The organism is Paracoccus sp. PAR01 (assembly GCF_014851995.1).
GTDB lineage: Bacteria > Pseudomonadota > Alphaproteobacteria > Rhodobacterales > Rhodobacteraceae > Paracoccus > Paracoccus litorisediminis.
This window is the reverse complement of sequence record NZ_JACVAW010000026.1, coordinates 1-20,477: the sequence shown is the minus strand read 5'-3', so window position 1 is coordinate 20,477 and position 20,477 is coordinate 1. Positions and strand designations below refer to the sequence as shown.

Annotated in this window: 22 protein-coding genes; 14 read left to right on the top strand and 8 right to left on the bottom strand. The window is 60.4% G+C overall.

The window, feature by feature from the left end; translation table 11 throughout:
- Positions 1-7: 7 nt before the first annotated feature.
- Positions 8-1,144, top strand: coding sequence for an MFS transporter (locus tag IB235_RS22075; protein ID WP_225612532.1), 1,137 nt, complete (start codon positions 8-10; stop codon positions 1,142-1,144).
- Positions 1,145-1,407: 263 nt separating this feature from the next.
- On the opposite strand, the gene IB235_RS22070 is transcribed toward IB235_RS22075, so the two are convergent.
- Positions 1,408-1,689: a hypothetical protein gene (locus IB235_RS22070; protein ID WP_192338556.1), complete on the bottom strand. Its 282-nt coding sequence runs from the start codon at positions 1,687-1,689 to the stop codon at positions 1,408-1,410.
- 513 nt (positions 1,690-2,202) lie between these two features.
- Here IB235_RS22070 and IB235_RS22065 point away from each other — a divergent pair.
- Complete coding sequence (locus tag IB235_RS22065) at positions 2,203-2,868, top strand: WYL domain-containing protein (RefSeq protein ID WP_192338555.1); 666 nt, start codon at positions 2,203-2,205, stop codon at positions 2,866-2,868.
- A gap of 7 nt (positions 2,869-2,875) precedes the next feature.
- On the opposite strand, the gene IB235_RS22060 is transcribed toward IB235_RS22065, so the two are convergent.
- Positions 2,876-3,514, bottom strand: a complete 639-nt coding sequence (locus tag IB235_RS22060) for a dienelactone hydrolase family protein (protein WP_370576967.1) — start codon at positions 3,512-3,514, stop codon at positions 2,876-2,878.
- 1,105 nt (positions 3,515-4,619) lie between these two features.
- Between IB235_RS22060 and IB235_RS22055 the strand changes: the two genes are divergently transcribed.
- The 7 genes from IB235_RS22055 (at position 4,620) to IB235_RS22025 (ending at position 9,014) form a co-directional block, all read left to right on the top strand.
- Complete coding sequence (locus IB235_RS22055) at positions 4,620-4,805, top strand: hypothetical protein (protein WP_192338554.1); 186 nt, start codon at positions 4,620-4,622, stop codon at positions 4,803-4,805.
- 1 nt (position 4,806) lies between these two features.
- Complete coding sequence (locus IB235_RS22050) at positions 4,807-5,634, top strand: hypothetical protein (RefSeq protein ID WP_192338553.1); 828 nt, start codon at positions 4,807-4,809, stop codon at positions 5,632-5,634.
- On the top strand, positions 5,634-6,182 hold the full coding sequence (locus tag IB235_RS22045; protein ID WP_192338552.1) for a hypothetical protein: 549 nt from the start codon (positions 5,634-5,636) through the stop codon (positions 6,180-6,182). Before IB235_RS22050 ends, IB235_RS22045 begins: the two co-directional genes overlap by 1 nt.
- Before the next feature lie 205 nt (positions 6,183-6,387).
- Positions 6,388-6,843, top strand: a complete 456-nt coding sequence (locus tag IB235_RS22040; protein WP_192338551.1) for a DUF2924 domain-containing protein — start codon at positions 6,388-6,390, stop codon at positions 6,841-6,843.
- Positions 6,840-8,150 carry a recombinase family protein gene (locus IB235_RS22035; RefSeq protein ID WP_192338550.1) on the top strand — a complete coding sequence of 437 codons (1,311 nt, stop codon included), beginning with the start codon at positions 6,840-6,842 and terminating at the stop codon, positions 8,148-8,150. Before IB235_RS22040 ends, IB235_RS22035 begins: the two co-directional genes overlap by 4 nt.
- Before the next feature lie 8 nt (positions 8,151-8,158).
- Positions 8,159-8,551: a hypothetical protein gene (locus IB235_RS22030; RefSeq protein WP_225612530.1), complete on the top strand. Its 393-nt coding sequence runs from the start codon at positions 8,159-8,161 to the stop codon at positions 8,549-8,551.
- Between the two features lie 85 nt (positions 8,552-8,636).
- On the top strand, positions 8,637-9,014 hold the full coding sequence (locus tag IB235_RS22025; protein WP_192338548.1) for a hypothetical protein: 378 nt from the start codon (positions 8,637-8,639) through the stop codon (positions 9,012-9,014).
- A 185-nt stretch (positions 9,015-9,199) separates the two neighbouring features.
- Here the strand turns inward: IB235_RS22025 and IB235_RS22020 are convergent, their stop codons facing one another.
- Positions 9,200-10,114: a LysR family transcriptional regulator gene (locus tag IB235_RS22020; protein ID WP_225612529.1), complete on the bottom strand. Its 915-nt coding sequence runs from the start codon at positions 10,112-10,114 to the stop codon at positions 9,200-9,202.
- A gap of 56 nt (positions 10,115-10,170) precedes the next feature.
- Here IB235_RS22020 and IB235_RS22015 point away from each other — a divergent pair, with 56 nt between their 5' ends.
- From IB235_RS22015 to IB235_RS22005, 3 genes are all read left to right on the top strand, one after another.
- The gene (locus IB235_RS22015) at positions 10,171-11,160 is read left to right on the top strand and encodes a quinone oxidoreductase (RefSeq protein ID WP_192338547.1); all 990 of its coding nucleotides are present in this window, start codon (positions 10,171-10,173) and stop codon (positions 11,158-11,160) included.
- A 367-nt stretch (positions 11,161-11,527) separates the two neighbouring features.
- Positions 11,528-12,739 (top strand): MFS transporter, encoded by a 1,212-nt coding sequence (locus IB235_RS22010; RefSeq protein ID WP_192338546.1) that lies wholly within the window; start codon positions 11,528-11,530, stop codon positions 12,737-12,739.
- Positions 12,740-13,163: 424 nt separating this feature from the next.
- Positions 13,164-13,484: a hypothetical protein gene (locus IB235_RS22005; RefSeq protein ID WP_192338545.1), complete on the top strand. Its 321-nt coding sequence runs from the start codon at positions 13,164-13,166 to the stop codon at positions 13,482-13,484.
- Positions 13,485-13,652: 168 nt separating this feature from the next.
- Here the strand turns inward: IB235_RS22005 and IB235_RS22000 are convergent, their stop codons facing one another.
- Positions 13,653-13,847 (bottom strand): DUF1127 domain-containing protein, encoded by a 195-nt coding sequence (locus IB235_RS22000; RefSeq protein WP_192338544.1) that lies wholly within the window; start codon positions 13,845-13,847, stop codon positions 13,653-13,655.
- Positions 13,848-14,114: 267 nt separating this feature from the next.
- Positions 14,115-15,698 carry an ABC-F family ATP-binding cassette domain-containing protein gene (locus IB235_RS21995; RefSeq protein WP_192338543.1) on the bottom strand — a complete coding sequence of 528 codons (1,584 nt, stop codon included), beginning with the start codon at positions 15,696-15,698 and terminating at the stop codon, positions 14,115-14,117.
- 699 nt (positions 15,699-16,397) lie between these two features.
- Here IB235_RS21995 and IB235_RS21990 point away from each other — a divergent pair.
- Positions 16,398-17,033 carry a hypothetical protein gene (locus IB235_RS21990; RefSeq protein ID WP_192338542.1) on the top strand — a complete coding sequence of 212 codons (636 nt, stop codon included), beginning with the start codon at positions 16,398-16,400 and terminating at the stop codon, positions 17,031-17,033.
- 104 nt (positions 17,034-17,137) lie between these two features.
- A complete protein-coding gene (locus IB235_RS21985; RefSeq protein ID WP_192338541.1) occupies positions 17,138-17,623 on the top strand; it encodes a hypothetical protein in 486 nt (161 codons plus the stop codon).
- Between the two features lie 227 nt (positions 17,624-17,850).
- Here the strand turns inward: IB235_RS21985 and IB235_RS21980 are convergent, their stop codons facing one another.
- From IB235_RS21980 to IB235_RS21970, 3 genes are all read right to left on the bottom strand, one after another.
- The gene (locus IB235_RS21980; RefSeq protein WP_192338540.1) at positions 17,851-18,156 is read right to left on the bottom strand and encodes a hypothetical protein; all 306 of its coding nucleotides are present in this window, start codon (positions 18,154-18,156) and stop codon (positions 17,851-17,853) included.
- Positions 18,156-18,944 carry a hypothetical protein gene (locus IB235_RS21975; protein WP_192338539.1) on the bottom strand — a complete coding sequence of 263 codons (789 nt, stop codon included), beginning with the start codon at positions 18,942-18,944 and terminating at the stop codon, positions 18,156-18,158. Before IB235_RS21975 ends, IB235_RS21980 begins: the two co-directional genes overlap by 1 nt.
- Positions 18,945-19,512: 568 nt before the next feature.
- Entirely contained in the window at positions 19,513-20,322 is an 810-nt protein-coding gene (locus IB235_RS21970; RefSeq protein ID WP_225612528.1) for a hypothetical protein, read from the bottom strand.
- Between the last annotated feature and the right edge of the window lie 155 nt (positions 20,323-20,477).

The window sequence follows — 20,477 nt, the reverse complement described above, 5'->3', positions numbered from 1 at the left end:
ACTGAATTTGACTGGCTATCCGACGGCGCGCCTGACCCTTGGCGCATGCTTCCTTGCCGGGGGCTTCGGCATCGGCACATGGGGGGCGAACCTTCCCGCACTGGGTCGCCGCGCGGCGCTGGACGAAAGCGGCATCGGAATGGTGCTCCTATGCTTTGCGGCGGGCGCTATCCTTGCGATGAACCGCACGCCGCAGATGATCTCGCGCATCGGGGCCGAGCGGCTCGCCGTGCTTGCGGTCGGCCTCTTCGGATTGGGGGTCGCCTTGGTCGCTGCCGCGGCTCAGTTCGGAGTGGCGATGCTGATCGCGGGCTTCTGCGGTGCGGCCTTCGGCGCGCTCGACGTCTCGATGAATAGCCATGCCGCCGATCTCGAGGCGCGGGCTAAGCGGCCGATCATGTCGGCCTTGCATGCAATGTTCAGCGGCGGCACGCTGGCTGGGGCCATGGTCTATGCAGCGCTGGCAAGGGCAGGGATCGGAGGCGCTGCGATCCTGCTTGCCGCAGGATGCACCATCGTCGTGATCGCCCTGGTGGCGTTCCAGCGCATGTCGCCCACAAGTGAGCGTAAGGCAGCCCATGATCACGGGACAGCGGCCGCGCGACCAGGCCCGCGGGCGCTGCGGCTTGGGCTTTTGGCCTTCGTGATCTTTCTTGCCGAGGGTGCGATCATGGACTGGTCGGCCATCTATCTGGTTCGGGTGCTCGGGACGACGGAAAGCACGGGAGCAGCGGGATACGGGGTCTTTGCGGCGGCCATGCTGATTGGGAGGCTGGTCGGTGACCGCGCCAATCAGGTGCTGGGGCCGATGCGGCTATTCGCGCTGGGAACTGCGCTTGTGACGGTCTCTCTCGCGGGCCTACTACTGTCAGGCAGCATCGTTGCGGCCTTCATGGCGCTGGCGTTGTGCGGGCTTGGCATGTCGAACATCATCCCGCTGATCTTCTCGTCCGCGGGCAGACTAGGCGCGACGGATGGCGGGCGATCGCTCTCTCGCGTTCTTACAATGGGCTATGCAGGCATTTTGCTTGGTCCCGCGCTGATCGGCTTTGTTGCCGAGGCGTCGTCATTGCAGATCAGCCTGACGATGGTCCTGTTAGGAGTCGCCGCAATGATGTTTTACGGCAAAGCGGCACTCAGTTGATTTCTTGATCGTTGGCAAGGCTCTTCCCCTCTTCCGAACGGGACTTGTTGTTGTTCGGCGATTGTCTCTCACCGAACGATCGGCCGCATGCTGCCTAGGGAAAATGCTTCAAAAATCCCGGGGCCCCGACCACTCGAATTTCCGACGTGGGCTGCGGACGAAAGAGGCCTTCTCACCGCGGGTGCAGGTCATGGAACTGGTTCGCGAGAGCCGGGAAATTGTACAGATCCTCGGAGTCTGACCGTTCCGGATCATCCTAGAGCTTATGTTGCCCTCTTCCGGCGACGCATCGAGGAGAATACCAGCGCCCCCGCAGCGATGCCTGCCATCGCCCACTTGACGGGCAGCGCGTCGGCAGTCTCGCTCCGGATAGGCAGAACCGTCACGGTGCCTGGCCGCGTTTCCACGCCCGTGTTGCCTGCTGCTTTCGCCTCGGCAATCTCCTGCGGTGAGACAACCCATTCAGCACCGCGCGACTTGTCGTAAGCCATGAATCCGAAGCCGACAGCCAGAGCGGCGACGAGCGGGAGCAGGATCCGTTTCATTGAAATGCCTTTGTTTCGTAATGGAGTGCCTGTGTAGTGCGGTGCCCCGGTCTGAGCAAGCACAGGCGCTTTGTTCGCGGGTGGCAAGCCCGCATACGGCTGTCGAGCAAAACACGCCCACTTTTGTCGTGAAATCTGAGGCTGTCCGTGCTATCGTGACTTCTCCCGCAGCTTGTGCTGCCAACCTAGGAGGACGTCAGATGACCAGCGACATGAAACGCATTCTGCGCCGTGCACTGATCGAGGAACGTCAGAAACTCAAGGGTGCCGTAAGCGTATTGCAAGACAGCGATGACGTGAAGAAAACCGATTGATAGAACGCTTTTGCGTCTGGGACGGCGGGGCACGAACCCCGCCGTTTTGCGTCGAGTCGTGGCATTAGGAAGCCCCGCCGAAGCGGGGCCAATATGTGCCGTAAAGGGATTTAGAGTGACAAAACGGGGTGGGGCTGCGCACCCATACCGGGAAGCTCTGGACCCGCGACAATCTGCGCAAGTTCTTGAAGGCCCGCTGATGTCCTTTGGCAAGGCCAGCGACCTGCTGCACCTCGCGATCATGGCTGCGGCACGCTACGACGGCGTCGGCCTCGACGAAATCGCGGATGAGTTCGGCGTCTCGCATCGCACCGCCCAGCGGATGACCGATGCGCTCGAAACCCTGTTTCAGTGCGAGATAAGGGACGATGACCAGCGCCGGCGGCGCTGGAAGATCCGCGAAGCGCGCCTGCTGCATCTTCCCCGGCACGCAGATTCGGCGCTGGAAGGGCTGGAGTTGGCGATCCGGGCGGCGAAGGACGATCAGCGGTTGCGCCATGCGGCGGCGCTTGCAGAATTGCGCGAGACCCTGATCCTGCAGATGAAACCGCTCGAAGCCCGCCGCGCCGAGGCCGAAGCCGAGGCCATGCTTCAGGCACTCGGCCACGTCGCCCGACAGGGGCCGCGCATCGTCATGGATCCCGACTTGCTCGATAGCGTCAGTGCCGCGATTCGCGGTCCTTATCGGTTGCGGGTGATCTATCGCGAGGACAGAGCCCCTCGCATCACCGAGCCGCATGGCATCCTGCTCGGCGGTCGGGCCTATCTGGTGGCGCGGCAGCCCGCCAAGGGCGACCAGCTGATCAAGTTCCGCTTCGACCGGATCCGCAGCGCCGAAATCAACGGTGCGATCTACAGGCCCTAGTTCCCGCTTATGGGGCAGCGCTCAGGTCGAAAACATCCTCCAGCAGGGACTTGACGGCTTTCTGCGCGGCCGTCGAAGCGGCGTCGTTGTATTGCGTCGTGGGGCCATACTCCACACAGGCATCCTGGAAGGAGAACGGCCGACCGGTGCCGACGTTGACGAGTTGGCCGTTCTGCTCCCGGCGCATGCAATGCCGCGTCGTCACGCCGTCAGGATAGGTGTTGAGGGCCGGGCTGCTCACATTGTCGAAGTTGTGCCGGGCGTCGGGATACACCGTTATCGTGGCATCCGCTGCGACAGCCTGGAGCCGTTCGATATAGTCTTGGCAGGGTGCGATCGGCGCCCAGTCGTCCTTCGCCCCATGGAACACACGGATCGGCCCCTCGACAACATCTAGTTCGCCCTGGAGCTCGAAGTTGCAGAGTGGATAGAAGGCCACGCGCGCCACGATTGTCGCGCCCTTGGCGCCGAACGCCTCCTCGAAGCGGGTCATCGCCGAATACAGGGAGGCCATGCCGCCGGCCGAGGAGCCCAGGATAGCGATGCGCGCGCTGTCGATCCTCGGATCCCTGGCGAGGGCGTCAGCGGCGCGATAGACATCGTAGAGCTGCGTGAAGCGCCCGACTGCAGCTGGGTTGGTCGACACCTCTTCGAGCCCCCGAGCCGTGTAGCTGTCGAGGCGAAGGGTCGTGATCCCTAGGCCATTCAAGTAGTAGCGCCAAGCGCCGATGGCCCCAATCGTCGGCCCCCCTGAGCCATGCATCCGGTCCCGAAAGCTGGCCGGTGATCGTCACAGGGACACCGGCATTATCCTCCCCCCGAAGGAAGTCCTCGTCGGAGAGGGTGCGGGTCGGCACGTTGAACGTCTCGTCCAGGGCGAGAGCCGGCGAGGCGCTCAGCAAGCCCAAACCGAGGGCAAGAGCTTCTCTCAATCCTGTCATCGTCGCGCCGGACCTGTTGAGGCTGATGCAGTTTGTTGGGCAGTCGGCCTTGGCGGCCTCGGGTGCGATCATACAGGAGGACGGCGCATTTGTCCGCCGGCGTCGACTGGCCGTCAGACAGGACCTAGATGAGAACGCGCCAGCAGAGGTTTCGCAGACCGGAGCGGCGGCCATTGAGCCGATCAAGGTTCTGATCTGCGATTAAACCGTCAGGACGTTTCTTTTGTCGTTGGGCTGAACATTTGGCGGGTGGCTGGCCAAGCACTCCACCCACCTGTTAGAAAGACCCATTCAGAACAGGCAGTTCTGAATTTATCGCGAATCAGTAAGGAGGAGAACGCCACCCCGGGATATCAGAGATTTTGCGCCTTGGCGGCATTGGCACAAATATGTCGCATCGCCCTGCCTGTCCCTTGCTGCCATCTGGTAGCTGGCCGGGATTCGTATGGCGCGATGTTCGCGAGAGAATCCCTGATAAGCATACTTCCGGTAATTTCTGACCAATCAACCTGCGGTGGCAGCCGCAGCATCATGCCCGCATATCAATCATCATACACACCACAGCCTGACCGCTGATGGCATCGACATTGCGTGGCATCGGGATGTCGCAGTCCAAATATTGTCTTATCGAAACACTCCGAATTAGGCGTGCAAACCTATACGAGCGTCCTAGGGAGCTAACCCTAGAATCGATCAACGACAAGCAATTTTTGTGACCTTGGGCATCATTTTCGGCCCGAGACAGGGAAGTATTTTCGCGAATGGCCGCGATCTCGGCCACTCGATCTCAATCATCTAACAGGAACAGGCATGAAATCCAAAATCATGCAGCCGTCGCATGGCGCGGGGAACCGCTACAACGGCCGAAAATGCGACTTTGAAATTGCTCTCGACGACCTTGTATCGTCCCCGAGCCGCATCGTCTCAGGAAAGCTCCGCTTCAAACGTCCGCCGCACGAAGCAGCACTCACCACTCGTTTCGCCGAGGTGGCGTAGGATGAACCAAAACGACAAATACTGTAATTTCAAAGCACGCGATTGGGTGGCCGAGCTGCGAGAGCTGAAAGCGGGACCAAAAGCGCTGTTGAATTTTATTGCATGTCACAGCTGTAAGTATGGCTTCAGCTGGTATAGCCATGGTCAAATTGCCGCCGAACTCAATTGCGACCCGAAGACGGTTCGCAACCATCTTGAGATTCTCGAACTGCGCGGATTTGTCCGTGTCATCAAATACAGCATCGCCGGCAAACGTAGCAGCAATATCTACCATCTGATCGGCTGGACGGACCGCAAGGAGCTGCCTTCCGGTGGCCTCGTCGTTCGCGGCCGCCTCATCAAGGAGCCCCGCAACACCCTTTCGACGGCAATGCTGATGCGGAAAAATTTTCCGTTGGATAGGGGAGAATTTCCCGAGCAGAAGTATATTAAAGAATTAAATAATTCCTTCGCTGACAAAGAGGCTCTTCAGCGCTGCTTCGAGGCGCTTGGCAAGTTGGCGACCTCCCAGAATCGAAAGTACCTGAAGGCCGATGCTGCGTCGCTGATGCAGATGCTCAATGAAGGTGTCGATCTTGATCGCCAGTTGATCCCGATGCTGCAGGCAGTGGCAGGCTCGGCGAAGAGCACCCCGGAAATTCGGACTTGGCGCTACTTCGCTGTGTCGAAGGACAAACCTCTGATTGGTGAGACGAACCGAGGATCCGATCAAGCCCAGCCCGATCAGCGAGTCGAACTGCGCAAGCAGGATCAGGGGGCGGTGATGACGGAGATCTTACGCGGCCTTGCCAAGACCGGGCGCATGAAACTCGATCCGAGGTTCTTCTGATGATGCCGACCTATGACATGTTGCGCTGCGGCGCATTCCATACCTCGTGGTTCACGCCACGTGGCGATTCAGAAATGGATGCGAGCCACATTGACGAGCCGACGGCCACGAAGGCTTCGACCAAAGCGCCGGTCGTGACTGAGCCTGAGCAGCTCGAATTCGATTTGTCGTTCGGTGGGTTGACCCACAAAACTCGTATCAATGGGCTGGCCAAGATCACCGTAGCCATTGTATGGTTCCTTCACGTCCTCGCTCGGATTGTTACCACGATCTTCGGCGACCCGGACGCGCCCTTTGGGTCCTTCCACCGCACTTTCGTATGCGGTGGGCATAGTCTCGCTAAAACTCCAGTTACATGCGCACTTTCCGGGCTCGCACCCCGGGTGCGCACCCCCGTTTTCGCCGGTGGTGTTCAGGATACTGAACACGTGCCGTTAGGCTTGCTTGCTGCGGGGCAGGGAGGAGGCGGCCATCACGGCCGCCTCTATCCGCTTCATTTTAAAATCTCTCGTGACCCGACCCTGATGATTTGCGCGGCGGTAGCATGACCCGTGGCGCAAACGCCTATCCCGTCGTCCGGATGTCGCCGAAGGAACGCCGCCTCGAGCTCTGCCGCCTGCTCGGCGCAGGGCTGATCCGTCTGCGTGCCCGCCAGCGCGGCGATACGGAGTCAGTTCGCGAGGCATGCGACTTTCCGACTACACATCCGGTTCGAACAGAGCGGTAGTGGCTGGGGTAAAGGGAGATATTTCAATGATTTCCAATGATCATGTCCTTGCGCGCCTGACCGCGCTGAAGACCGCGCCGATGGCCGAACTGAAGGCCCAGTGGCTGGAGCTGTTCGACAGCGCCCCGCCGCCCTTCAGTCGTCGTCATCTCGAGGCCCGGCTGGCCTATCGTCTCCAGGAACTGTGCTATGGCGGCCTGGCGCCCGCGACGCTGCGCCGGCTCGAGGTCCTTGGCGAGGCCTTCGAGCGCGGCGGGAACAACAAGGCCAATGCCCGTGCCGGATTGAAGCCGATCAACGGCACGCGCCTGATCCGCGAATGGCAGGGCGTCGAGCATGTCGTGACCGTGACGCAAGAGGGCTATGAATGGCAGGGTCGCCCGTATCGATCGCTCTCGGCCATCGCTCGCGCGATCACCGGCAGCCGCTGGAACGGCTGGGTCTTCTTCGGGCTGAAAAACCATCGCGCGAGGTTGGCATGAGCAAGCCCGCCTTGCGCAAACTGCGCTGCGCCGTCTACACCCGCAAGTCGTCCGAGGAGCGGCTGGAGCAGGAGTTCAACTCGCTTGATGCCCAGCGTGAGGCCTGCGAGGCCTATATCGCCAGCCAGCGCTCCGAGGGTTGGGTGGCGCTACGGGAGCGCTACGATGACGGCGGCATCTCGGGCGGCACGCTCGAGCGCCCGGCGCTGACCCGGCTGCTGGCCGATGTCGAGGACGGGCTGATCGATGTGATCGTGGTCTACAAGATCGACCGGCTGTCGCGCTCGTTGATGGACTTTTCGAAACTGGTCGAGGCCTTCGACCGCAACCATGTCACCTTCATCTCGGTGACGCAGAGCTTCAACACGACGACCTCGATGGGGCGGCTGACGTTGAACATTTTGCTGAGTTTCGCCCAATTCGAGCGTGAGGTCACCGCCGAACGGATCCGCGACAAGGTCAAGGCCTCGCGTATGAAGGGGATCTGGATGGGCGGCGTGCCGCCCTATGGCTACACCGTCAAGGACCGCAAGCTGGTCGTGATCGAAGACAAGGCCACCGAGGTGCGCTGGCTGTTCGACCGCTTTGCCGAGTTGGGTTCGGCGACCGAATTGGCACGCGAGGTCACGAAGCGTGGCCTCCGGACCTCGCGCGGCAATCCCTTCGACAAGAAATACATCTATCGGATCCTGAGCAACCGGGCCTATCTCGGCGAGGCCCTACACAAGGGCGACAGCTACCCGGGCGAACATGCCGCCATCATCACCCACGAGGCGTGGGACCGGGTCCACGCCATCCTGCAGGTAAGCCCGCGCCAGCGCGCGGCGCGGACCCGCGCCCAGACCCCGGCTTTGTTGAAAGGTCTAATCTTCGGCCCGGACGGTGCGGCCTTCTCGCCCAGCCATACCCGCAAGGGGGCACGGCTCTATCGCTACTACACCAGCCAAACGGTCCTGAAGCACGGGGCAGGGGCCTGCCCGGTCGGCCGGGTCCCGGCGGGTGAGATCGAAGCGGTGGTCATCGCGCGGCTGCGCGCGGTGTTTAGGCAGCCCGAGATCGTGGCAGGGACCATTAGGGCCCTTCGCGATCAGGATGCGGGGGTCACAGAGGCCGAGGTCGTCGCGGCGCTGCAGCGCATCGATCCGGTTTGGGACGCGCTGTTCCCGGCCGAGCAGGCCCGGATCATCGCTCTGCTCGTCGAGCGGGTCGATATCGGCACCGAGGGCCTGAAGGTTCACCTCCGTGTCGATGGCCTGCCCGGTCTTGCCCGTGAGATGCAGGCCGGCGGGATGGAGCAGGCAGCATGAGGCGCGACATGTCCGTTCCCGAGACCCTCGTGCTGCAGGTCCCGTTCCGGCTGGTCAAGCGCGGCGGGCGCAAGGAAATGCATCTGCCGCCCGACGCGCATCTGCGCCGCGATGCGGACGATGCGCTGGTCCGCGCCCTGGCCCGGGCCTTCCGCTGGAAACGGCTGCTGGACCGGGGCGCGTTCAGCACCGTCTCCGATCTTGCAGGTCACGAGAAGATCGCACTGTCTTACGTGGCCCGCATCCTGCGGCTCACCCTGCTCGCACCCGATATCGTGGAGGCGATCCTTGATGGACGCCACGGCCCAGAGGTCAGCCTTGCCAAGCTGCAGGAGGGCTTTCCGGATGAGTGGGGCGCTCAGCGGATATTGCTCGGATTTGCGACGGTGACGGTGCACTGAAGCTGCACCATCCGATTGGCTGGGGTCACGACCTGTTCCGGCCCCAGTGATCTTTCAAACCAATAATCTGACGAGGGACGAAGTGATGTCGGATGAGTTCAAAGCCCTGCGCGGCGCGGATCCGCAAGATCTGGTCACTGAAGCTGTGGCGAAAGCCACACGTGATCGGGCCGAGGCGGAGCGCGCCCGCCGCATTGCCGATGAGGCGCGAGAGGCCGCAGAGAAAGCCGAGAAGGCCGCGATCGCCGCCGAGGTCGAGGCCCGGGCTGCACGAGAGCGCGCGGGCAAGGCACCGCCGCCGCGCCCCGAGCGGCGTACCGACCAGATCTCGATCCGCACCCGGCCCAGCACGCGCGTTAAGATCGAAAGCCTCGCCAAGGCTGAGGGCATTTCCCTGGCCGAATTGGTCGAGCGGGCAATCAAGGCATACGCACCCTCCTTTGACGGTGAGGAAGACCAGTAGACGCGTATGTGTCGCCCTTGCTTATCCGCGCGGCGTGCCAGGGTACCCCAGACGCCGCGGCTTGAAAGAACCCTCCCGGCGCGACCAGGCTGCCGGGAGGGTTATGTTTTGTAAAACATGGAAATTGGGCGGGCCACGGCTTCTTCATAGCCCTCCCGCCTCTGCGGTCGTTCATCCCTTGGCGCTCAGTTGGAAAATCTCGCCGTCAGCGCAGCGGTAATGCAATCCCGCACCCGTTGGACCCTGCGCAGGGCTAGCGCCTGCTCATGCACCAGAAGCCAGAGATCAGGCGCCAGCGGCGACAGATCTGTCAGTCCCGGCACGAACCCTGCGGGACCGGCGATGAAATCGGGCAGCACGGCCCAGCCTGCGTTCCCCCTGACCGCCTCGACCTGCGCAGCAAATGAGGTCAGGCGCAATGAGGGTCTTACTCCCGGGCAGTGGCTCGCCAGCCAGCGGGCCATGGTCAGGAAGCCCAAATCCTCTGTCCAGCCGATCACCCGGTGCCCGAGCAACTCATCAGGACTTTGCGGCGTGCCGTGCTTCCGGACGTACTCGGGTGATGCGTAAAGGCCGAAGAGGATCGTGCCGACTTTGCGGATGCGATAATTGCCCTGGCTTGGCCGCACCAGGCGGATGACGATATCGGCCTCCTCCGCGGCAAGGCGCACAGGCTGAACAGCGCCGCGCAACTCGATCCGGATACCGGGACAGGTCGCCATAAAGCCGATCAGGGCAGGTAGCAGGATCTCTTGTCCCAGCAGCTCCGGGGCCTCGATGCGCACAGCGCCGGCCAAGTCATCGCCCGTCTCGCGGGCGTTGCGTTCGAAAACCTGCATCTGCACGCCGGCTCGCTCAGCCTCGGGTACAAGGCCCTGTCCCGCTTCGGTAAGATCATAACCATCCCGATGCGGTCGAAATAGCTGCACCTGAAGTGCCTGTTCCAACGCCTCGATCCGGCGCGATACTGTAGACGGACTGACGCCCAGCGTCAGGGCTGCAGCGGAAAGCGATTTCCCCTGTGCGAGCGCCAGAAAGAACTTCAGATCATTCCAATCCATGCTGCCTTGCATTTGCGCAAAGCCTATCTCCGAAAACAAGGGTCGACTGCGGTGCTGGATGGCGCAATCTGAGGAAAAGCAGAGGAAGACGCGCCATGATTCACACCAGCACCGCAATCCGATTTTCCAAATTTGGCGGGCCCGAGGTTTTATCCTATGTCGAAATGCCTCTCGCCGCGCCGGGCAAGGACGAGATCCAGATCCGTCAGATCGCCATCGGCTTCAATTACATCGATGTCTATCACCGCAAGGGCGTGTTCGGTCCGAAGCTGCCTCTGCCCGCCACGCCTGGGGTAGAGGGCGTGGGTGAGGTGACGGCCATCGGCGCCGAGGTCATGGGCTTTGCCATCGGTGACCGTGTTGCCTATGTCGGCGGCCCTCCGGGCGGCTATGCGCGCCATCGCAACCTGCCCGCCGCCCGGGCGCTTCATGTGCCGGGCGATCTGGATAGCACCATTATTGCGGCAAGCCTGTTCAAGGGGCTGACCGCAGAATACCTGACCCATCGCTGCGTCAGCTTGCAGCCCGGCGATACGGTCCTGTTGCATGCCGCGGCTGGTGGTGTCGGCACATATGCCAGCCAATTGCTGAAGGCACTTGGCGTCACCGTCATCGGAACAGTCAGCACCGAAGAAAAGGCGCAACGTGCCCGTGCCCGGGGCTGCGCCGATGTCATCCTTTATAGCCGCAATGATTTCCGGGATGAGGTCAAGCGACTGACCGGCGGCAAGGGTGTGAGGGTCGTCTATGACTCGGTCGGGGCTGATACCTTCGAACGTTCGCTCGACTGCCTGCAACCGCGCGGAACCCTCGTCAGCTTCGGGGAAAGTTCGGGGCCAATTGATCCTTTGCAGATCGGCACTCTTGGGGCGAAGGGATCGCTCTACCTCACGCGCCCGTCGATCGCGCATTACACCGCAGATCGCGGTGAGTTCGAAACGGCGGCGGAGCGGTTGTTCGGAGCGATCCGTGATGGTGTTCTGCTTGTCGACGAACCGCGGACGTATCCGCTTGCGGATGCCGCGCGGGCACATTCGGATGTGGAAAGCCGTAGGACAATGGGTGCGGTTGTGTTGTTACCCTAAGTAACCGATCATCCGCTTCGGGCTCAAAACATCGGCCCCGATCTTCCCGGTGATCTATCGATGATCGCATGAGCTGTTCGATGTGGGACGGCCCATTGCTGCAAACCGAACCCGCTCTATGCTGCGTGGCTGCATCGCCCTAGAGACCAGTCCGGCAGGGCGTAACGAATGCTGCGGCAGAGCAGGTTGGGGAAACCCATGGCGGACGGTTGCACCCGTATTCTGCTGCGACGCCGAGGTTGGTGAGCGCCGCTCAAAATGCACGGCGAGACCCCGAACGTAATTGGCCCGGCGCCCGACGCAGCGACCATTGATCCATGTCACGCGTCTGTGCTTTGGATCCATGGCAGCTCTATCGGTGTAACCCATGACAGCATCCGCCTCCGCCCAGATCCACACGGCCGCCAAGCGCCCCCACATTCCGGCAACCGTTTGGATGCTCGGCATCGTCAGCTTGCTGATGGACGTCTCCTCCGAGATGATCAACGCCCTTTTGCCGCTGTATCTTGCGGGCGGATTGGGGGCCTCCGCCCTCGCGATCGGCTTCATCGAGGGTCTTTCGGTCGCGATTGCGACAGCGACGAAGTTCCTGTCTGGGATCCTGTCTGACCTCAGCGGGCGGGCAAAGCCGCTTGCGGTGCTGGGCTATGGTCTGGGAGCGCTGTCGCGCCTGATCTTCCCTTGGGCGGTGAGCCTGGACCAGATCGTGCTGGCCAAGGCGATGGATCGGGTCGGAAAGGGCATCCGGGGTGCGCCCCGGGATGCCATCGTGGCCGCCGTAAGCCCGCCCGAGATCCGAGGGGCGAGTTTCGGTCTGCGCAAGTCGCTCGATACTGTCGGTGGGTTCGTCGGTCCATTGGTGGCGGTCGCCGCGATGATCCTTCTGGCCGGCGATATCCAGTCGGTGTTCTGGATTGCCGCGATCCCTGCCGGCCTCTGCATGATCGTGCTGGTCTTCTATGTGCGAGAACCTGCCGGTGACCGCTCGATGAAACGCCAAGGCTTTCGCCTTGCCGATGCGTTCAGACTCAATCGCGCGGTATGGGCCGTGATCGGGCTGGCCTCCATCATCATGCTCGCGCGTTTCAGCGAGGCATTTGTCTTGCTGAAGGCGCTGGAGGCGGGGTTCACCCCAGCATGGGTTCCGCTGTCTCTGGTCATCATGCACGTCGCCTATGGCCTGACGGCCTTTCCCGTGGGCAAGCTGTCGGATCGGGTCGGCACCTCTGGCCTACTGCTCTGGAGCCTCGGCTTCCTGATTGCGGCTCATTTCACGCTCGCCTTTGCCACGACGCCATGGATTTATGTCCTCGGCACGGTTTTCTGGGGACTCCACATGGGGTTCTCGCAAGGACTGCTTGGCGCGATGATCGCCGCGGCCGCGCCCGAGAATCTGAGGGGCAGTGCCTTCGGCACCTTCAACTTGGTGACCGGCGTGGTCGTGCTGGCGGGGAACACCCTTGCCGGATGGCTCTGGCACAGCGTGGGGTCCACGACGCCCTTTCTCACCGGTGCAGGCCTGTCGCTTGTTGCCATGCTATTCATCGCATCGGGCAAGTGCCGCGCCAAGCAAGGCTGATCGGCTGCAATGGGGTCGGAAATGATGGTGCGGCCCTCTCGGTGATGCGTCGCCGATCGTACGAGTCTATGATCTGGGACGGCCCATAGTATTCGCTCGATCCCCGCTTTCGCCTCTTCGCCGCACTCCCATTAACGGCCGTTCAGCCAATGTGCGGCAGAATCCCAATGGGACGGCAGCGGTGCGGACGAACCGGCCATAAAGTGATTTTCGGGTGAATGCCCGCCGGAGGTCATGGTTTGCATTGGCGCGCTGTTCGGAGGACCGATGCGGTCACGTGTCAGGCCTTTTTTCGGTTCTGGTACATGACTGCCGGGCGTTCGCATCGTCGCATTTTGTGATCTCATCTTGGTGAACGGCGCTTTTATCGAACCCCCAAAGGGACCACATCGATGGCAGCCCATATCAGATGCGGAGGCGTCGGATGTTTAGGAAGCTTTCTCTCGTCGTGTTGGTGTTCTCTGCTGCGGTGGGAACGGCATTAGCGGATAGCAAACCGTTGACCCCCGGCCATATCCAAGAGGCCGCGATTATGGGTCTTAACCCGCATGTCTTCAGTCGCATGGGCATCGCCCAGATCGAAGCTGAGCCAACCTGGCGCGACCGCCGTGAACGTATCCGCTTTATCCTCGAGAAGAAGGCCAAGGCCGGAGAAGATATCTCGCATCCCTATACCTCCAGCGGATGGTTCGGGGTGTATGGCGGCATGGGGCAAGGTCGTGTAGGTATCGGAATAGGTTTCTGAAAACCGGTTTCGGCACATTTCGCGGGAAGGCAGGTTCGGGTCCTGCAGCACCCTCCATGCGACAGAGCGAACCGTAGATGAAAAGCATCGCGTTTCGGATTTCTGTCGCCCGCGTATGAAAAAACCCCGAGGCATCGCCGCGGGGTCTGTTCATCGATCAGAATTGCTTCAGACGCTGCGGGCAACACGCTCGATATCGCCACGGGTCAGGCCGAGATCGCTCAGCTCGCGATCCGTCAGCTGGCTCAATTCGCGGCGGGTGATGCGGGCGTCGTTCCAAGCGGAAACCATCGCGGTCACGCGGGCAAAGACGAGATCCAAACCACCGGCAGCACGGCTATGGCTCATTTCGACAGCAGACATCTCGGCACCTTTTTCATCTTGCCCATCCATCGGGCATGTTGCGGATAAGGGGGATATAGGCCGGGCTTCATATGGGAAGTAGCCGTGATCCCGGCAGAGCAGCCATGCATTCTGCGCGGGTAGAATGGGCGGTTGACGGGCTTTCCGCGCAGGCCAATGCAGCGGAACCCTCCACCGAAGGCGCGCGACATCGACGCGGCCGCGTGATCCCTCGCCTTGTCGCGACACCTTCAGGAAAGAAAACATATCATCATGCGGACAAAGCGGTCATTTCCCAAGATGAATCGTTCTGTCCGGTGCGAGCGATCCAAGGAATGCTGCGTCGTGGCTGATAACCAGAACCGCACCGTCATAGCCCGCCAGCGCGGCCTCCAATGCCGCGATGCTGTCTAGATCGAGGTGATTGGTCGGCTCGTCCAGGATCAGCAGCATCGGCGGCGGAGAGGCTCCGAGGGCACAGGCCAGACCAGCGCGCAGACGCTCGCCCCCGCTCAATTCGCCCGCGCAACGCAAGGCATCCTCCGCACGGAAACCGAACCGGGCCAGTGCCGCATGGGCCACATACGTATCAGCCACGGGGTTAAGGCGCAGGAAATCGTCGCGCAGGGTTAGGGCTGGATCGAGCAGCCGGACATGCTGATCCAGCAGGGCGAACGGAACTGACAGCTCCATGAGGCCGCTTTGCGGCACGATCTGCCCGGTGATGATCTTCAAAAGCGTCGTCTTTCCGCTGCCATTCGGCCCGGCAATGACGATGCGCTCGGGGCCGGTAATGGTCAGCGACAGATCGCGGATAACAGGGTGATCGGGATCGTAGCCGCCGGTCACCCTATCCAGTCGCAGCACCGTTTTGCCGGGGGCAAGGCCGGTCAGGGGGATGTCCATGCGCAAAGGTTGCAGGATTTCGATCTTTTCGCGGGCGGCGGACAACGCCTCATCCGCCGCCTCGCATCTGGCATCGCGCAGGCGGGCACCCGCACCACCTGACGCTTCGGCCCGACCCTTGGCGGCGTCCATCAGGATTTTCGGCTGATCGCCCCTTGCCCGTGCGCGGTGTCCGGCACTGTCCTTGCGGGTCTTGCGCTCGCTCGCCTGCTGTGCGCGCCGCGCCGCGTCAGAGCGGGTCTTTTCCGCATGGGCAAGGTCGCGGGCCGCAGCATCCAGTTCCGTATCCTTGCGTTGCCGAAACGCGCTGTAATTCCCGCCATACCGTGTTGCGCCAAGCGAGGTCAGTTCGACGATGGCGTCCATTTCCTCCAGAAGCTCGCGGTCATGGCTGACGATCATTGCGCCGCCTGTCCAGCCCCGGATGAGGTCGATCACCGCCCTCCGCCCGTCACGGTCGAGATTGTTCGTCGGTTCGTCCAGCAACAAGAAATCCGGCTCGGCAAGGATGAGGGCGGCAAGGGCGGCACGGCTGCGCTGGCCGCCGGATAGCGTCGCCAGTGGCGTCTGCGGCGCGGCGGACAGGCCACAGCGCAAAAGCGCGGCCTCGATCCGCGCGGGCAAGGTCCAATCCGCTTCGGCCAGTTCGTCGGCTTCCGCAAGCCCGGCCTCGGCCCGGTCCAGCAGATCGAGCGCGGTGCGCACGCCGAACAGATCGGCGATGGTATCGTTAAGACGCTCCATCGCGTCCTGACGCATCATTGCGATGGTGCCGAACACCTGCACATGCCCCGAAGCGGGATGCAGATCCGCCGAAATCAGGCGAAGGAGCGTGCTCTTGCCGGTGCCGTTGCGCCCGACGACGCCGGTGCGCTCTGGGCAGAAGGTCAGGTTGAGGTCGGTAAGAAGCGGCGCGCCGTCAGGCGTGGACCAAGACAGGCCGGAGAGGGAAACGGATGCAGGCATGGTGCAGAACTTCTCGCAGCGAAACCGAAGGGGTGAAGGCGGCGAGGTTCAGGTCCATGGTGATGGCATCTCTGGTGGCAGGATGGCTTGGAGGTAGTGGTCTCTCGGCAGTTTTGCAAGCCAGAGCCAACCGCGATTTTGGACGATTGGCAGCAATGGGTCCAACGAACCGGCTCTACACTCCATTTGGCTACATGCAGGGAGGGGCAGCTTTGGGCTCCTGATCAACGTGCTGCGGTACAGCAATTTCAGGCTTGGCTGAGGCTGGCGTCTGCCCCTTGGACAGGGCGGGCCGGCCCAAACCTGCCTGTCGATCGTGGCGAATGTTGCACCGTCGTCTGCGTCGAAGCAGCCACCCAGGCACCGCGCAGCGAACTCCATGGTGAACTGGCCAAGATGCGGACCTAGCGGACATTCGCCGGCGCAGCACACGCACCAGACCCGTCGCGCTGACGCCGCTCGGCCGAGCGGGAACCGGTCATTCGGTGCGCCGCGAATGAGTTTTGCAATTGGAAACGCAAAGAAATCGTCGACTCTCGGCTTTCCGATTCGAAATAGTTTCCATAAGCTGTGGAAGCCCACCTGGGGTGGTCGCCTTCCCGGGCCGGGATACTTGAACGCCGCACTGCGCCGTCTCGGAATAATTTCTAACGATAAGCAATGCCGGCATAATGGCGATGAAAATGAGAGATGAGCAGCATGAGTTGGTTGGAATGGTCATCAGCCGTCATTGGTTCAACGGCATGGCCCATCTCTACAATCGTTATCGCGCTGATATTTCGGGGACAAGTTAGCAGGCTGCTCAAGCGCGTTAAGGGCGCTAAGTACGGCGACGCTGAAGTTTATTTTCGGGAGGAATTGGACAAGATCGAAGCGCAAGTTAGCGATTTACCGATAGCTCCTAAACCAGGTTCCATTGATGCTTTGCCTGAAGCCTCTCAGTTGCCTGAATCTGCTAACCCGGACAGTGAGCAGCCTCCAAATGATGACTCCAAGGTGAAAAGAATTGCGGACCCGCTGGATCAGTTCAACGAGATCGCCAAGCTCTCTCCGAGCGCTGCTGTGCTAACTGCCTGGCGTGATGTGGAGCTAGAGTTAGAGCGCTCCCTCAGGAGGTCAGGATTGCCTAAGACAAAGCTTCCTCCTTCCCAGATTGCCAAGCGGTTGCATGAAATGGGCGTCATCGACACACCCACGATGGACGTCATTAAAGAACTCCAAAATTTGCGGAACATGGCCGCTCACGCGGGAGAAGTGAGCATTACTAATGCCTATCGCTTCAAGACATTGGCTCGCGATGTGGTCCACCGGCTTGAGTATGAACTCGCGCGGTAGGTTGAATGGTGAGTTTTTCTCAGAGATACGGCGTACCAATTAAAATTAAGCAGCCTTGGTCCGCGCTGCATATGAGATTTTTTTATACAGAAATGAGCAGATGATTGACCAAGAACGAATTTGCCGCTGAAGACGCCCGTGAAATGGCCCGGATATTGCGCAACGCCAAGTGCATGCAGAGGTATGATAAAATCTCACACGACTTGCTCGGTGAAATCCTCGTTGCCGCGGCATTAAATGGCTTCGTTGAAGGAGGAAATCGGCGCGGCTCTGACGTTCGTGCGCCCGCATATGGTCGTGTTGAGGTTAAGTCTCGAATACTTGGAACTGACGGACCATTTCCTCGGGTGTCGCTACGCCCGAGTAACTTAGAAAAAGCTGATCATTTCGTGGCACTCCGTTGGAACCGTGACTTCTCGTTTCACGATGCGGTTATGAATACAAAAGAAGCAGTGATGCACCTCTATCGCGGCAAGGAGCAACACTCTGGGATGGCTCATATCACTTGGAAAGATTGGTGTGGTGCTGCTGGAGCGCTCAGTCTCAGGGCAGAGATCATTGGCTTACTGAACGAGTCAGCAACCGCTTAGGAGCGTACTGGATCTATTCCCGGCTGAAGCGACGCTTGCCTCGCGCAGAGACCGAACCTAGCGCCGAAACCGGACAACGCTACCGTTCGCTGCACCCGCGACCTCATCGCCCTCGCGTGAGACGAAGGCAGCCAGACGGGGCAGTGAGCGGACGTTCGTTGTTCGAAGAGCATATGTCTGCTTCTCGGACACTCCCCATCACATAAGATCGCAAAAGACCACAACAGCTATGCTGGTGGACCGCCGGCTACCAATCTCCAGATGCCATCCCCATCTCTTTCATATAGTTGCGCCTTGCCCCAGCCGACTTTGGGCGAGTACTTACACGCACAAATTACACAGATATTGCCCCACATGGGACTCGGCCCTGCTTCAGCGGGACCATCGATCATAAACTGTTCGTCTTTCATGGGGCGCGAACACACATCGCAATTTTCGATTTCACCATGCCATTGGTGATCTGGCCAACCCTTTTGTTCAGACGCTGCGATGTCTTTGAAGTGCTTTAATGCTATCTGATAACGACGCGCCATCACCAGAATCCTTTATCTGGCGCGCCAAGGAAGATAGGCGATGCTAATGCGACCTTAGAAGCAGTATCGATGGAAGCGATGTGCACAAGTGCAATGGTTTTGAACATGCCCGAGCTCAAAGTGATCGATGCTGTCTCTGTCGTCATCCACCGTGGATCGATCATGCAAATCAACCGCCAGCCATCGAATTTTCGATATATTATGCACTCATGCTTCTTCCAGGCCTGCGGCACAGCTTCGCTATATGCTTGGAGGACTTTTTTACTGCGAAAGGTTGCTTCGGGTGAGTACCAATACTCACCGACGCGGAGATCGGTCAGCGCTGTGTCGTCCGAAAATTCATTAGCATATAAATCATCATGGTTGAGCACACTAACGTAACTGGCCATCAACCGGCCTGATGCGATGCCGAGGTCTCTGATTCTCTTAGCCGCACCAAGTTGTGGCTGAGGCATAAAGATTGAATTGGCGGCCGCATACATGTCCGCACGTGGCACATTGATATACGACAGGTAGTGAAATGGTGGACGATTTCCTACAACCTTCCCTAAACAACTTTCAACCCAATCGTAGTGCTTTTCCCGCATCTGCAATAGGCTTGAGACAGGGAACCGCTTCGGCTGCTGATCTACTTCAGAATGGCAATTTTTACAGAGTAGCAGCACATTATTCGAAGAAGCTCGGCTCTGGGCATCGAGATCGCTTTCCCCTCTCGGACCATCCTCTGATGCGGCGACTATATGGGCATCGTCGCCAAGGCGCGCCCTCTCGCCGAACTCGTTTTCCAAGAACAAGGGCGTCTTACATTTGTTGCAGCACCCGCCGGATCGAGCAATTATGTACCGCCGATCCGCTTCAGTAATGTTAATCCTTTTCAAAGCCATATCTATATACGCGCCAGTTTGAAGTTGGATAGAAGGTGATATAACTGATCGATTAAATTATTAAAGAACGGTGTCATTCGATGCAACACCATTTCAAACAGGTCCAAAACTGCGTACAGATGCCGTCATTTGCCGCGCAAGTTCAGACGTCCGCTCGGGGCCACGCCTTCCGCTGCACCAGCGAAGTGTCGCGCTACGCTGCGCCATGCCTGAGTGTCTCAGATGGGCTCCGAGCAACATGCTGCAAGGCAGAAATCGGTTGGCTTGGCTGAGGTGGACGTTTGGCCAGGGGACAGGGAAGGCCGGCCCTCAGCGGCCGATCGAGCATTGCCACCGCTGCTTGGCTTGGCGGCGTCCCCGGAGGCGGTCGCTCGTGGAAGGCCCGGCAAGTTGACGAGATTAATTCTCGGCGGATGCGATGCGATCCCCAAGTCTTTTTCGGACTGCCTCCCGTAGCTTCGCTCTGCCTATCTCATTTGTCGACATCGTCGAACACCGAGCGTTTGGTAACGGTTGGAGGCGGCGGCGGAGCGCCTGTCGACGCCTCGTCCTTCTTCTGTGTGACTATATGGGTCCAGTCTGTTGAGTCAGCCTCTTCGTCGCGTTCGCGCTTGCGCTCCTCGATTTCCTTGATCGACCGTTTCACCTGCTCACGCGCGTCGTCGATGAGTGAGGCGGCATCGTCATCGACTCCGATCGTCTCGATATGATCCAGCACGCCAAGCAGTTTCTCAAAGTGGCTATCCGGCTCCTCGTCGAGGTCGGCATCAGCCGTAATCTCATCGATGCGCTCTTTAAGCGATGGTAGCACCGCAGTTCGTAGCCCAACGCCCAAGCCGACCAGCCGAAGTGGTGGAATCAGGGCTAGCTTGTCCTCCTCACCGAAAAAAGATGCGTCGAAATTCTTGAGTGCCGCAGATTCAAGCTCGTCGGCCGCCTCCAAAAGGAGGTCGTCCGGAAGCAAATTAAGGCGATGCGCGCGGGCGTAGGTGGCTACACGCGGATCATTCCCTACCGGTTCCGTGTGCCAGCATGAACGGCGCAGTAGTTCCGGCGAAGCACTTATGGCTTTGCTAAAGACCGCGTCGCTGGCCCTGTAGGCCAGGAAGAGGAAGAGCATCCAATTTCGTTGCAGCTCGTTGGGCGTGCGGCCGAGCCGGCCGACAAGGGCGTCGTCGAGGCTGGTGGGGATCACCAGTGCGTCGCGAATGAGCGATGAACCTTCACAGGTGAAACTGCTGAGGATCGTGTCGATGGTCGCGCCGCGGATGAGTGCGGCCATCATGTGTGGCTTCTGTCTCAGGATCTCCGTAAGCGGCGCCTGTGCCCCACCTTCCGCATTTTCACGTGACCTGAGATTTCGCGCCTGATGGAGATTGGGCGGGAGTTTCGCGATGGCGACTACGGTGGAGTTTCTCAGGGACTATGGGGTGGACA

Bases quoted from the DNA above. Each gene is read 5' to 3' on its own strand.
- IB235_RS22070 (WP_192338556.1), bottom strand. From the start codon at position 1,689: ATGAAACGGATCCTGCTCCCGCTCGTCGCCGCTCTGGCTGTCGGCTTC.
- IB235_RS22065 (WP_192338555.1), top strand. From the start codon at position 2,203: ATGTCCTTTGGCAAGGCCAGCGACCTGCTGCACCTCGCGATCATGGCT.
- IB235_RS22055 (WP_192338554.1), top strand. From the start codon at position 4,620: ATGAAATCCAAAATCATGCAGCCGTCGCATGGCGCGGGGAACCGCTAC.
- IB235_RS22050 (WP_192338553.1), top strand. From the start codon at position 4,807: ATGAACCAAAACGACAAATACTGTAATTTCAAAGCACGCGATTGGGTG.
- IB235_RS22045 (WP_192338552.1), top strand. From the start codon at position 5,634: ATGATGCCGACCTATGACATGTTGCGCTGCGGCGCATTCCATACCTCG.
- IB235_RS22040 (WP_192338551.1), top strand. From the start codon at position 6,388: ATGATTTCCAATGATCATGTCCTTGCGCGCCTGACCGCGCTGAAGACC.
- IB235_RS22035 (WP_192338550.1), top strand. From the start codon at position 6,840: ATGAGCAAGCCCGCCTTGCGCAAACTGCGCTGCGCCGTCTACACCCGC.
- IB235_RS22030 (WP_225612530.1), top strand. From the start codon at position 8,159: ATGTCCGTTCCCGAGACCCTCGTGCTGCAGGTCCCGTTCCGGCTGGTC.
- IB235_RS22025 (WP_192338548.1), top strand. From the start codon at position 8,637: ATGTCGGATGAGTTCAAAGCCCTGCGCGGCGCGGATCCGCAAGATCTG.
- IB235_RS22015 (WP_192338547.1), top strand. From the start codon at position 10,171: ATGATTCACACCAGCACCGCAATCCGATTTTCCAAATTTGGCGGGCCC.
- IB235_RS22010 (WP_192338546.1), top strand. From the start codon at position 11,528: ATGACAGCATCCGCCTCCGCCCAGATCCACACGGCCGCCAAGCGCCCC.
- IB235_RS22005 (WP_192338545.1), top strand. From the start codon at position 13,164: ATGTTTAGGAAGCTTTCTCTCGTCGTGTTGGTGTTCTCTGCTGCGGTG.
- IB235_RS22000 (WP_192338544.1), bottom strand. From the start codon at position 13,847: ATGTCTGCTGTCGAAATGAGCCATAGCCGTGCTGCCGGTGGTTTGGAT.
- IB235_RS21995 (WP_192338543.1), bottom strand. From the start codon at position 15,698: ATGCCTGCATCCGTTTCCCTCTCCGGCCTGTCTTGGTCCACGCCTGAC.
- IB235_RS21990 (WP_192338542.1), top strand. From the start codon at position 16,398: ATGAGTTGGTTGGAATGGTCATCAGCCGTCATTGGTTCAACGGCATGG.
- IB235_RS21980 (WP_192338540.1), bottom strand. From the start codon at position 18,156: ATGGCGCGTCGTTATCAGATAGCATTAAAGCACTTCAAAGACATCGCA.
- IB235_RS21970 (WP_225612528.1), bottom strand. From the start codon at position 20,322: ATGGCCGCACTCATCCGCGGCGCGACCATCGACACGATCCTCAGCAGT.